Raw genomic sequence first — 12,195 nt, 5'->3', positions numbered from 1 at the left:
CATTTTCTCCCATTACAGGTGGATAAACAGGGCGTAAAGGAGCCCCGAAAGTAAGACAGAAACCGGCAGCGTCAGTACCCAGGCCATCGCCAGATTGCGAATGGTGGCGAGTTGCAGACCTGAGCGGTTGGCGGCCATCGATCCGGCGACGCCAGAGGAGAGTACATGGGTGGTGGAAACCGGCAGGCCGAAGACGTCGGCTGCGCCGATGGTCGCCATTGCCACCAGCTCGGCGCTGGCACCTTGCGCGTAGGTGAGATGCGTTTTGCCGATGCGCTCTCCCACGGTGACCACGATGCGGCGCCAGCCCACCATGGTGCCAAGGCCCAGCGCAATCGCCACTACCACCTTCACCCACATCGGGATAAAGCGCGTGGCGGCATCCAGTTCTTTTTTCACCGCCGTCAGATTGCGCGCGGTCTCTTCCGGCAGCGCCACTTTGGCATTTTGCAGATGTTTAATGGTTTCCGACGCCAGATACATCTCGTTGCGCGTGTTGGTCACCGCCTGCACCGGGATGTTCTCCACCGCGCCATAGCGGCGAATCTGGTCACCGATATCGCCCAGCATCATGCCGAGTGCAGGTAATACCTGCGGACGGTTTTGGCTGGTGCGCACGAATTCGGTCAGTACCTCGCGCGGCGCAGGCATCGCGGCGGGCGCCGGTTGCAGCGTCAGTAGCTGCTGTTCGGTGACCTGTGTTAAGGCGGCGACGCGCGGGATTTGCTCCGGCGGCAGCGAGCGGTTCAGGGCATAGGCAATCGGCATGGTGCCGACCAGAATCAGCATGATTAAGCCCATGCCTTTCTGCCCGTCATTCGAACCGTGCGCGAAGGAGACGCCGGTGCAGGTGAGGATCAGCAAGCCGCGGATCCACACCGGCGGCGGCTGATTGCCTTTCGGCGCTTCATACAGTTGGCGATTGCGGATAAACGCTTTCATCGCCAGCAGCAACAACCCAGCGCAGATAAAGCCGACAACCGGCGACAGCAGCAGCGCGTAGCCCACTTTAATCGCCTGATCCCAATCGACTCCGCTGGTGCCGCTGCGCCCGTGCAGCAACGCATTCGCCACGCCAACGCCGATGATCGAACCGATTAGCGTATGGGATGAAGAGGCGGGCAAGCCGAAATACCAGGTGCCAAGGTTCCAGATAATTGCCGAAAACAGCAGCGCATACACCATGGCAAAACCGTGGCCGCTGCCCGCTTGCAGAATCAGTTCTACCGGCAGCAGCGAAATGATGCCGAACGCCACCACGCCGCTGGAGAGCAGCACGCCGAGGAAATTACAAAAACCGGACCACATCACCGCCACGCCGGGCGACAGCGAATGGGTGTAAATCACCGTGGCGACGGCGTTGGCGGTATCGTGGAAACCGTTCACAAATTCAAAGCCGAGCGCAATAATCAGCGCCACGCCAAGCAGCAGGAATGGCGTGTAGCTGGTCACCGGTGCGCCAGTCTCTTCAACGTCGTTAAACAGGTTGATGCCCGCATACAGCAGGCCAGCCATCAGCAGCAGCACAAAGATCAGGCGTGAGGCAGGACCGTTGCCTCGATTAAGGTTCGGGCGTCCGTTATGGGACGAGGAGGTCGATGCGGGTAAACTGTTTTCAGCCATAAAACACCTCAGTGTTAAATCACGATGCTCGAACGGCACCCTTTGACTTCCAGTGTGATACGGGGTTTGTATGACAGAATGATGATGGTGAACGGCCAGTGTCATATTGCTGCAACATCCCTGTCGCACCCTGTGGATCTGACCGCTTCGGAATGACCTGCTGCTATGCTCCAGCCCGTGTTACCGCTTGCCTCCCTGCCGGACTTCAATAACGAAGTGGCCGGACTGATTCATGGTTATCTGTTTACCCCGGCGTCGCCGCCACAGCGGTTAAATGCGCGTGAAGCCTCACAATTGGCGCAGCAACAGCTGCCGGAATCGACCTTTCTTTGGCTGCACATAAATCTTAATCACGCACGTGCTGAACGTTGGGTTCAGGACCACTTTGGCGTAGACCGCGATTTTTTCGATGAGATACATTCAGCTTCACCGCGCACCCGTTTAGCCCATCAAAACGATGCGCTGCTGGCGGTGCTCAATGACGTCACCTTCAGTAAAGAGGAGCGCAGCACCCAGAATGCCACGCTGTGGATGTGGTGCTGCCCGCATGTGATTGTCACCGCGCGCTTTCGGCCCGTTGGCATGATTGAGCGTATGCATCAGCAGATCGACAAGCTGATGTTTGCGGAGTCCGATGCGATGCTGCTGTGGCTGCTGGGCGAGCAGGAGGCGCAGCTGGAACAGGTGGTGCGTCGCTCCAGTCAGGCGGTGGACGCCATTGAAGAGCGCCTGTTGAGTGCGGCGATCAAAACTAACCGTCATGAACTGGGTCATTTACGCCGCATGCTGTTGCGCGTGCAGCGCCTGCTGGCACCCGAACCCGCGGCGCTGTTTCGTTTGCTAAATCGCCCGCCTCAATGGCTAAAGCGCGAACCGCTGGGTGAGCTGCGTATCTTCACCGAAGAGTTCAGTGTGGCGCTGAATGATTTGGCTGGGCTAATGGAGCGGATCCGTTTGTTGCAGGAAGAGATTGCCGCGCGTCTGATGGAGCAGAGCAACCGTACGCTGTTCTTGCTTACGGTGATAACCGTGCTGGCGCTGCCGATCAATATCGTGGCGGGTTTCTTTGGCATGAACGTCGGCGGCATTCCGCTGGCGAGCAATCCGCATGGCTTTCTGCTGCTGGTATTAGTGGTGCTGGCGTTTACGTTAGTGGCGGGCTGGCTGGCGTTTCGACGCCCGCGCGATTGAGGTGACCAGGTCGCCATAAATGGCGCCCCTACATAACCCTGATGATTTTTTCGTAGGGTCGCCATTCATGGCGACCTGGCTAATCGCACGCACAAAAAAGCCAGCCCGCAGGCTGGCTCATCACAACACGTAATTACAGGCTGGTAGCCGGCTGAGCAGCAGGCGCTGCGCCGTTAACACCCTGCGGCGTCATCGGTTCTTCTTTCGGCGTTGCGTCAGAAGATTCTTGTACCGGCACCGGTGCTGGCTGGGCTTCACCTGCTGGGCCATTAATTTTGATCGGCATACCGTTACGCGCCTGGATTGCGTTATTCACCGCATCCTGGTTGGTGCTGGCATCGGCAATCACTTTGGTCACCGCAGACGTCAGGTTAATCGGCACCAGCTCACGAGAGTTGAACTGCTCTTCGGTGGTCGACAGCGGATTGTGGACTTCAATGTAGCGCGAACCGTCTGGCTCAACGCTCGCTTTCACCGGCTGATCGATGAACTGGACGCGGGTGCCGACTGGCACGTTGTCGAACAGCCATTTAATGTCGTCAGAGCGCAGACGCACACAGCCGTGGCTCACGCGCAGGCCGATGCCGAAGTTGGCATTAGTACCGTGAATGGCATACAGGCGGCCAATGTAGAGCGCATGCAGTCCCATCGGGTTATCTGGACCCGCCGGGAACACGGCTGGAATGCTTTCACCACGCGCTGCGTATTCCGCGTGCATCGCTTTGGTTGGCGTCCAGGTTGGGCCATCTTTCTTACGCTCAACCTTGGTGATCCAGTTCATTGGCGTATCTTTACCCAATTCGCCGATGCCGATTGGCAGCACGACCACGGTCTTGGTGCCTTTCGGGTAATAGTAAAGACGCATCTCAGCGCTGTTGATCACGATGCCTTCACGCGGCGCGTCAGGCAAAATCAGCTGCTGCGGGATGATCATTTTAGTGCCAGCTTTCGGCAGATAAACGTCAACACCCGGATTGGCTTCGAGCATATTGCTGAGGCCCATCTGATACTGCGCAGCAAAGGCTTCCAGCGGAAGTTTGCTGTCATCAGGAACGGTGATTTCAATATTTTCGCCGATCAGACGGCTATTAGCCGGCGGCAGCGGATAGACTACTGCAAATGCCGACTGGCTGAACGCCGCCAGTGCGAGGGCGAGTGAAGCGAACGCGCGAATGCTCATTTTCATGTTTTTCAAGTCGTTATGGCCATGTTTCAGGCTTGTCAGTGTGTCGAATCCATCGTGGTCAGTATGACCCGCTGCGCATTATATGTGCATTGGTGCATTGATGGAAATCAGGATTTTCGCTGGCTGAAGATACTTTACGCAATTCCTTGTGATTACCAGACAATTCTCTTAGCTCCTCAGCCCAAAATGTGAATTTTTAAGGCTGCCACAGCGTCACTTCATTACTCAGTTTACGATTGAGGAAAAAAGCGGCACTGATCAGCGCCAGATGCGACAGCGCCTGCGGCATATTACCCAATGCATTGCCGTGAGAGGTAAATTCTTCGGCGTACAGGCCAACCGGATTGGCGTAGCTCAGCAGCTTCTCAAACTCAAAATGTGCTTCATGCACCCGCCCGGCGCGCGCCAGACACTCTACGTACCAGAAGGAGCAGGCCGCAAAGGAGCCTTCTCCGCCACTTAATGCATCGGCAGGGGTCTCATGAATGTTATAGCGGCGCACTAAACCATCGCTCACTAAATGGGTTTTAATCGCATCCAGCGTGGCCAGCCAATCTGGATCGGTTGAGCTGACAAAACGCACCAGCGGCATCAGCAGCATCGAGGCATCAAGGAAGTTTCCGCCACGTGTCGCGGTGAAGTGGCCCAGCTCAGGATTCCAGAAGTTTTGCCAGATATCATCGCGGATCTCGCTGCGCACGCGATCCCAGCGTTCATAGGGCATTGGCAGCGAACGCTTCATACCCAGCCGCAGTGCGCGATCGAGTGCCACCCAACACATTAAACGCGAATGCAGGAAATGCTCCGGTTCACCGCGCATCTCCCAGATGCCGGCATCGGGTTGATTCCAGTTCACGCAGACATAATCGATCATGTCGGAGACATACTTCCAGCCGCGCTGCGAAATCGCCTCGCCATATTTGTTGGCGAGATAAATGGCATCCATCAGCTCGCCGTAAATATCGAGTTGGGTTTGGCGCCAGGCATCATTGCCGATGCGCACCGGACGTGAATTAGCGTAGCCGGAAAGATTGAGCAGCTCGGTTTCGTGCAGCTCGGTGCCGCTATCCAGGCGATACATCACCTGCAGATGTGGGGTGTCGTCGTGACTGTGCTCGACGCAGCGGCCCACCCACTTGGTGAAATCTCGCGCTTCTTCGGTGTAGCCAAGGCGCATCAGCGCATACATGCTGAACGAGGCGTCGCGAATCCATGAGGCGCGATAATCCCAGTTGCGCTCACCACCCAATTCCTCCGGCAAACCAAAGGTGGCGGCGGCGGCAATTGAACCGTGCTGATGTGAGGTCAACAGCTTGAGCGCCAGCGCCGAACGCGTCACCTGTTCCTGCCAGCGCCCACGATACGAACTGTGGCTGCTCCAGCGTCGCCAGTATTCCAGCGTGTCGCGGAAGCACTGTTCGGTGGCAATTTTCGCCACGTTTGGATCGTCATCGTTACCAAAAACAAACTCGGCGCACTCACCGGCTTTCAGGGTGAACTCCGCCACTGCGCTGTGGTTCTCGCGCGTCATCACCACCGTGGCGCTGAGGCGTAAAGCCGGTTGTCCTGCGGCCAGAAAAGCGATACCACCAGGACGCACTTCGGTGGTGGTTTCTGCGCGCGAATAATCGTGGCGCGGCGCGCACAGCAGATGGAACTTCGCCGTGCCGCGCACCATTTTCACGCGACGTACCAGACGCGGCACTTTGCTGTGCTCGTCGCAGATCGGCATGTAATCGGTGATCTCCACCACGCCCGCATCGTCCAGCCAGCGGGTTTGCAGAATATTGGTATCGGGCAGATAGAGCTGCTGCTGGCGGGCATTTTTCCAGTCGGGGGCGAGAGAGAAAAGTCCGGCTTCGTCGCTATCGAGCAGCGCAGCAAATACCGAAGGGCTATCAAGCTCTGGCCAGCAGAGATAATCGATGGTGCCGTCGTTGGCGATCAGTGCGCAGGTGCGTAAATCACCAATCACACCGTGGTCGTCTATTCTGCGTTTAATGTCGCTCATCTTGCCCCCTTTGCGGTATGTAATGGTTAACTATAGACGCAACGGCAGATTCGGCGGCACTGAGGCACAGAAGGATAACTTCTATACTGTTAAGACACCCTCAATCAGGAGAATGTTATGAGTTCAGGAAAACAGAAAGTCGCCGTGGTTACCGGTTCCAGTTCTGGCATTGGTCGCAGTTGTGCGGTGATGCTGGCCGAAGCGGGCTATACGCTTGGCATCACCTGGAGTTCGGATGAAGAGGGCGCCCAGGAAACCGCTCGTATGGTGGAGAGTCGTGGACAGATGGCGCAGGTGCGGCAGGTTGCCCTTGCCGATCCGCAAGCCGGCGGGCAACAACTGGCGCAGCTGATCAACTCGCTGGGGCGCATTGACGTGCTGGTTTGCAACGCGGGCGTGATGACCAAAGCTGACTTTCTCGATGTCACTTTTGAGGATTGGCGCAAAGTGTTTAATGTGGATGTTGATGGTGCTTTTATCTGTGGGCAGATTGCCGCAAGGCATATGGTCGATCAGGGCGACGGTGGACGTATTATCAATATCACTTCGGTGCATGAACACACGCCGCTACCGGACGCCAGCGCCTATACGGCCGCGAAACATGCACTCGGTGGCCTGACCAAATCAATGGCGTTGAGCTTATTGCCGCACCATATTTTGGTCAACGCGGTGGCGCCGGGCGCAATTGCCACGGCGATGAATGATATGAAAGATGACGAGCAAGGCCGACGTATGCCGGAGATCCCGATTGGACGTCCCGGCGATACGCGTGAGGTGGCGAGCTTAGTGGCCTGGCTCTGCTCGGAATGGGCAACCTACACCACCGGACAATCTTTCATTGTCGACGGTGGTTTTATGCTGGCGAATCCGCAGTTTAAAGGTTATCACTCGTAACTAACCCGCGCGGCGGCGGTTCCAGTGGCGAATAATGTAGCGCAGCACGATGCCAAAAATAACCGCCGCCGCTAACCACAATACGGGTTTGAGGTGCTGATCGATCTTATGCAGCCACGGCGCAACGATCTCGCCAGCAAAGTAGCCGATAGAGACAAAAATCAGTGACCATAGCGCGGCGCCGATGACGTTAAGAATAAAGAAACGCAGCGGCTTAAGGCGGCTGGTGCCAATGATGATTGGCCCCACAATGCGGAAGCCATACATAAAGCGCACGCCGATGACGAATAAGCTAGGGTGTTTCTGAATCAGCCGATTGGCTTTGCCAATGGTTTCCTGATGTTTGCGGAAACGGCGCAGAATGCGTGTACCGTAGCGGCGTCCCAGCCAAAACAACAGCTGATCGCCAATAATGCCGCCAATCATCGCGGCCAACACCACGCCGGTGAAGTGCAGCAAGCCTTCATGCGCCGCGACCCCGCCCAGTAAGGTGAAGGTTTCTCCTTCGGCGATACAGCCAATCAGCAGCGCCAGATAGCCGTATTGGCTAATTAATCCATTGATATCGAGATGCAAATCATCCTCCCTGTAAATGTTGAGACTGTTACCAGTTTATACGCCAGCGCCTTTATTTGTAGGGTTAGCCGCAAAAACAGCGGCGACGATTATACTTGAGAGACGCTGCCTGCGTTGTCGAGGTCTTTTGCTTTAGGGGCAGCCCCTTGCATTAGAGGAGTAACCGTATGAATCATGTCTGGGGTTTACTGGCGCATCCTGGTCAGGAAATGCGCGATATTAAACAGGAAAATGAGAGCGTTTCGCACCATTACACCCATCATGTTCTGCTAATGGCGGCGATCCCGGTGATCTGCGCCTTCATCGGCACCACGCAACTGGGCTGGAATCTGGGCGAAGGGCAGTTCGTACTACTCAACAGGCTGACCGGTATCGGTTTGGGCATTCTGTTCTACCTGATGATTCTTGGTGGCGTTGCCGTGATGGGGCGTGTGATTCACTGGATGGCGCGTAATTATCCGCAGCGCCCGAGCCTGCAACGCTGCACCGTGTTTGCGGGCTATGTGGCAACGCCGCTGTTCCTTAGTGGTCTGGTGGCGCTCTATCCGCTGGTGTGGCTGTGCGTATTGGTCGGCGCGATTGCGCTGGTTTACACCGGTTATCTGCTTTACGTCGGGATCCCGGTATTCCTGAGTATTGACCGTGATGAAAGTCTGCGCTTCTCCGGCTCAACATTGGCGATAGGGGTGCTGGTGTTCGAGGTGCTGCTGGCGCTGACGGTGGTTATCTGGGGATATGGTCCACGGTTATTCTGAGGCTATCCTGGTCGCCATGAATGGCGACCCTACAAAACCGCCCCCGTAAGGTCGCCATTCATGGCGACCGACAAACGAAATCGCACTCAACCCAAAAGGTCGCCATTCATGGCGGCCTTTTAACGCCTGGAAACAATCTCGTTAAGAAATTTCTCAGGGAAGTGCGTATGATACTGCAGCCAGCCCGCATCCCGTCTGGCTTGATGTGGGCGGCCTGTGTGTTTACACAGCGCAAAACTCCTGACCGGATTTTTTTGACACGATGTCTGCAAAAATGCGTATTTCCCTGCTGTCGCTGGCGCTGTTTGTCGCCGCGCCAGCCGCTGTGACACCCGCGCTCGCTGCGCCGGCCGCACTCTCAAACCTGGCGCCGATTGCCCAACCGCAAATCGCCTCCGGCAGCGCGATGATCGTCGATCTGGAAAACAACAAAGTGTTGTTTTCCAGTCATCCTAACCGCGTACGCCCAATTGCTTCGCTGACCAAGCTAATGACGGCGATGGTGGTACTGGATGCCAAACTGCCGATGGATGAAATGCTGTCGGTCGATATCAGCCACACGCCTGAAATGCGCGGCGTATTTTCCCGCGTCAAACTGAACAGTGAAATCAGCCGCCGCAACATGCTGCTGCTGGCGCTGATGTCGTCAGAGAACCGTGCGGCCGCCAGCCTGGCGCACCACTATCCGGGCGGTTACGATGCTTTTATTCGTGCCATGAATGCCAAAGCACGTGCGCTCGGTATGACGCATACGCGTTATGTGGAACCGACCGGCTTGTCGATTCAGAACGTTTCCAGCGCGGAAGACCTGATAAAGCTGGCGAAGGCCACACGTCAATACCCGCTGATTGGTGAGTTAAGCACCACCAAAGAAGACACGGCGGTATTTAAACATCCGAATTATGCGCTGCCGTTCCGTAACACCAACCATTTGGTGTACAAAAATGACTGGCGTATCCAGCTGACCAAAACCGGTTATACCGATGAAGCGGGGCACTGCCTGGTGATGCGCACGGTGATCAATAACCGTCCGGTGGCGCTGGTGGTACTGGACGCGTTTGGAAAATACACCCATTTTGCCGATGCCAACCGTCTGCGTGACTGGCTGGAAACCGGTAAAGCCGCACCGGTTCCGGCCGCGGCGCTGGCGTACAAAAAGCAGAAGTCAGGCTTGACTGCCAGCAATAGCGAGGCCGAATAGCGCGCTTGTTTTGGTCGCCATGAATGGCGTCCCTACAGGTCATCGGCGGTATGTCGTAGGGTCGCCATTCATGGCGACTCCATTCACCTCGGTTTACCTGCAAAAACGCTTATCGTTAGCGCCAATGTTTTACACCTTCATTCCTATAGTTTCAGTGTCGGCAACGTCTTAAACTAGCCGCCATTCATCTGCACACGTGCGTTTATCGGCTGTTATTACGCTGGAATCTTATTAAACATGTTCAAGTTCCGTTCCTTACTTACGCCATTTTTACTGTTGCTGGTGCTGTTAACCCCGGCGCTGAGTTTTGCAGACGACAGCGCGGCCGCGAATCAGCAAGAGGACGCTGCCCCCAAAGTTAACGCCTCGGCCGAGCTGCCTAAAATGCAGAAAATCCTCGATAAAATTAAAGGCCAGGTCTCGGGCGATACCAACGAAAGCCAGCTCAACCAGCTCAATGAGATGGCGCTGGAGCTTTCGGGGAATGCCGAAACCCTTGGTCAGGCACTCATTCCGCAGCGTCAGCAGCTGGATGCACAGCTGGCGGTACTCGGTCCGGCGCCCAAAGCCGACAGCGGCGTGAAAGAGACGCCGGAGGTGACGCGCAAGCGTGCGGCGCTGGAGAACCAAAAAGGTAAGCTAGACGACCAAATCAAGCAGGCCGATGGCATCAAAAACGGTGCGCTGGTGCTGTCATCGCAGATCGTTAACCTGCGTCGTGACCAGTTAAAAAGCCAGCTGGCACTGAACTCGGGCAGTATTTTCGGCCCGCGTTTCTGGTCACCGATCTTCAGCAGCCAGGATCTCGACGCCGAGAAAATCAGTGATTTTCGCGATGAATTACAAGACACCGCCGCGCTATCGTGGGAATCGGGCTGGCGCTTTGGCACCATCGGTTGGCTGGTCGCCGCGATGCTGGTGATGACGCTCGGCCGTCGCTACGGCGAAGAGTTTCTGGCGTGGGTGAGCATTAACAAAATGCCGGAAGGGCGTTTACGTCGTAGCTTCCTGGCTGCCGCGATAGCCTTGACCACACTTGCGGCCGTTGTGCTCACCTTCAACTTCCTTGCGCTGGCCTTTACGCGCCGCGATGAGGTCTCTGGCGACGTGCAGGATTTTGTTGAGCGCCTGGTGCAGCTCAGCGTCTACTGCGGCTTAATTGCTGGATTGGGCCGGGCGTTTTTGTCTACGCGTCGTCCCAGCTGGCGTTTGCCTGCCATCTCCAATGAAGTGGCGCAGGCGCTGAAACCGTTCCCGCCCTTTACCGCGGCGCTGGTGTTTGTTTTCCAGACGGTTGAGGCGTTTAACTACAGCGTGGGAACCAGCCTCAATACCACGATTTTTGCTAACGGCTTGACCGCATTGCTGATTGGCTGCACCGGCCTTGCTATCAGCATGCGCGTGAACCGCGTGCGTCGTCGCATGGCGCAGGCCGGCCACCAGCCTGAAGCACGCTCTACCCTTGTTGGGTTAGTACAGCTGGCGTTGATGCTTACGGCGCTGGCGATCCTGATCTCTCTGATCATTGGCTACGTTACGCTGGCACGCTTCCTCAGCTATGAGGTGATTTGGTGCGGCATTCTGTTTGGCTCGTTCTACTTCCTCAGCCATCTGGTACAGGACGGCTGTGAAAGTCTGTTCTCCACCAGCAATGCAACGGGCAAGCGGCTGCAAAGCTCACTCAATATTGATGAGCGCCACTTGCAACAGGCGGCTACGCTGCTGAGCGCGCTGGGTAAAACCTTGCTGATTGCTATCCTCGCGCTGGCGCTGCTCAACGGCACCTTCGCCTCCTCAACGCCGATAGAGCTGATTCAGAAGGTGATTGAGTTCTGGGGCGGCAAAGGGATGGAGTCGCTGAACATTGTGCCGGCGCACATGGTTAACGCGATTCTCTGCCTGGTGGTGGGCATTTATGTGCTGCGCTCGGTGCGTCGCTGGCTGGATAAAGACTTCCTGCCAAAAACCACCATGGATGTCGGCATGCGCGTGTCGCTGGTGACGCTGTTCAGCAACATTGGTTACGTGCTGGTTATTCTGCTGACGCTGTCGATTATGGGCTTGCAGTGGAACAAACTGGCGTGGATCGTCAGCGCCCTATCGGTCGGTATCGGTTTCGGCTTACAGGAGATTGTGAAGAACTTCATCTCCGGTCTGATTTTGTTGACCGAGCGTCCGGTGAAGGTGGGCGATTTGGTGAGCATCAGCGGCATCGAGGGCGATATTCGTCGTATCAACGTGCGTGCCACGGAAATTCAGCTCAGCGATAAATCCACGGTGATTGTGCCGAACTCCCAGCTGATCTCGCAAAACGTGCGTAACGCCACCATGGGTAACGCGCAGGGCGTGGTGACCATTCTGCTGACGTTCCCATTGGATATTGATCCGGTGCGGGTGCGGGAAATTCTGCTGGAAGTGTATCAGGAGAACGAGCGCATCCTGGAAACGCCTGAGCCGTCCGTTTCGTTCAAAGATTTAACGCCAGCGGGGATCGTGTTGAGCGTCACCGGCAACGTTGCCAGCCAGCGCCAGATTTCCGGTGCCAAGAGTGATTTGCTGTTTGATATTCTCACGCGTCTGCGCAAGGAGGGTATTGTGCTTTCCACGCCGCAAACCATGATCATTGAACGCCGCGCGCTTCCGGCGGCCGCGCAAGAGCAGCAGGGCGAGCAACTGCCTTAATTTCAGCGCGTCATGTGACCAGGTCGGCATGAATGCCGACCCTACATGTAAGGTGGCCATTGATGGCCACTTTTTT

The 12,195-nt window shown here is 56.3% G+C and carries 9 protein-coding genes; 5 read left to right on the top strand and 4 right to left on the bottom strand.

Translation table 11 applies throughout. The features are described 5' to 3' along the window. Positions 1–12 precede the first annotated feature (12 nt). Positions 13–1,623, bottom strand: a complete 1,611-nt coding sequence (locus tag AAGR08_RS12725) for an inorganic phosphate transporter (RefSeq protein ID WP_097094496.1) — start codon at positions 1,621–1,623, stop codon at positions 13–15. 165 nt (positions 1,624–1,788) lie between these two features. On the opposite strand from AAGR08_RS12725, the gene AAGR08_RS12720 reads away from it, so the two are divergent. Continuing rightward, positions 1,789–2,814 carry a transporter gene (locus AAGR08_RS12720; RefSeq protein WP_345827041.1) on the top strand — a complete coding sequence of 342 codons (1,026 nt, stop codon included), beginning with the start codon at positions 1,789–1,791 and terminating at the stop codon, positions 2,812–2,814. Positions 2,815–2,947: 133 nt separating this feature from the next. On the opposite strand, the gene AAGR08_RS12715 is transcribed toward AAGR08_RS12720, so the two are convergent. Then, entirely contained in the window at positions 2,948–4,000 is a 1,053-nt protein-coding gene (locus AAGR08_RS12715; RefSeq protein ID WP_345827040.1) for a L,D-transpeptidase family protein, read from the bottom strand. Between the two features lie 196 nt (positions 4,001–4,196). Next, the gene (locus AAGR08_RS12710; protein WP_345827039.1) at positions 4,197–6,011 is read right to left on the bottom strand and encodes a glycoside hydrolase family 15 protein; all 1,815 of its coding nucleotides are present in this window, start codon (positions 6,009–6,011) and stop codon (positions 4,197–4,199) included. Positions 6,012–6,128: 117 nt separating this feature from the next. On the opposite strand from AAGR08_RS12710, the gene AAGR08_RS12705 reads away from it, so the two are divergent. After that, positions 6,129–6,905 carry an SDR family oxidoreductase gene (locus AAGR08_RS12705; protein ID WP_097094492.1) on the top strand — a complete coding sequence of 259 codons (777 nt, stop codon included), beginning with the start codon at positions 6,129–6,131 and terminating at the stop codon, positions 6,903–6,905. Here the strand turns inward: AAGR08_RS12705 and AAGR08_RS12700 are convergent, their stop codons facing one another. Further along, positions 6,906–7,481, bottom strand: a complete 576-nt coding sequence (locus AAGR08_RS12700; protein WP_097094491.1) for a DedA family protein — start codon at positions 7,479–7,481, stop codon at positions 6,906–6,908. It lies immediately after the preceding gene. A gap of 167 nt (positions 7,482–7,648) precedes the next feature. On the opposite strand from AAGR08_RS12700, the gene AAGR08_RS12695 reads away from it, so the two are divergent. From AAGR08_RS12695 to AAGR08_RS12685, 3 genes are all read left to right on the top strand, one after another. Next, on the top strand, positions 7,649–8,236 hold the full coding sequence (locus AAGR08_RS12695) for a Yip1 family protein (protein ID WP_097094490.1): 588 nt from the start codon (positions 7,649–7,651) through the stop codon (positions 8,234–8,236). 262 nt (positions 8,237–8,498) lie between these two features. After that, a complete protein-coding gene (gene pbpG, locus AAGR08_RS12690; protein ID WP_345827038.1) occupies positions 8,499–9,437 on the top strand; it encodes a D-alanyl-D-alanine endopeptidase in 939 nt (312 codons plus the stop codon). 237 nt (positions 9,438–9,674) lie between these two features. Continuing rightward, positions 9,675–12,119, top strand: a complete 2,445-nt coding sequence (locus AAGR08_RS12685; protein WP_345827037.1) for a DUF3772 domain-containing protein — start codon at positions 9,675–9,677, stop codon at positions 12,117–12,119. Positions 12,120–12,195: the final 76 nt, after the last annotated feature.

Source organism: Pantoea sp. BRR-3P, assembly GCF_039621635.1.
In the GTDB taxonomy this organism is placed as follows: Bacteria; Pseudomonadota; Gammaproteobacteria; order Enterobacterales; family Enterobacteriaceae; genus Pantoea; species Pantoea floridensis.
The sequence above is the reverse complement of the archived record's forward strand: the minus strand, read 5'-3'. Positions and strand labels throughout refer to the sequence as shown.

Coding starts and splice junctions, on each gene's coding strand:
- AAGR08_RS12705 (WP_097094492.1), top strand. CDS start 6,129: ATGAGTTCAGGAAAACAGAAAGTCGCCGTGGTTACCGGTTCCAGTTCT.
- AAGR08_RS12725 (WP_097094496.1), bottom strand. CDS start 1,623: ATGGCTGAAAACAGTTTACCCGCATCGACCTCCTCGTCCCATAACGGA.
- AAGR08_RS12710 (WP_345827039.1), bottom strand. CDS start 6,011: ATGAGCGACATTAAACGCAGAATAGACGACCACGGTGTGATTGGTGAT.
- AAGR08_RS12695 (WP_097094490.1), top strand. CDS start 7,649: ATGAATCATGTCTGGGGTTTACTGGCGCATCCTGGTCAGGAAATGCGC.
- AAGR08_RS12715 (WP_345827040.1), bottom strand. CDS start 4,000: ATGAAAATGAGCATTCGCGCGTTCGCTTCACTCGCCCTCGCACTGGCG.
- AAGR08_RS12685 (WP_345827037.1), top strand. CDS start 9,675: ATGTTCAAGTTCCGTTCCTTACTTACGCCATTTTTACTGTTGCTGGTG.
- AAGR08_RS12720 (WP_345827041.1), top strand. CDS start 1,789: ATGCTCCAGCCCGTGTTACCGCTTGCCTCCCTGCCGGACTTCAATAAC.
- pbpG (WP_345827038.1), top strand. CDS start 8,499: ATGTCTGCAAAAATGCGTATTTCCCTGCTGTCGCTGGCGCTGTTTGTC.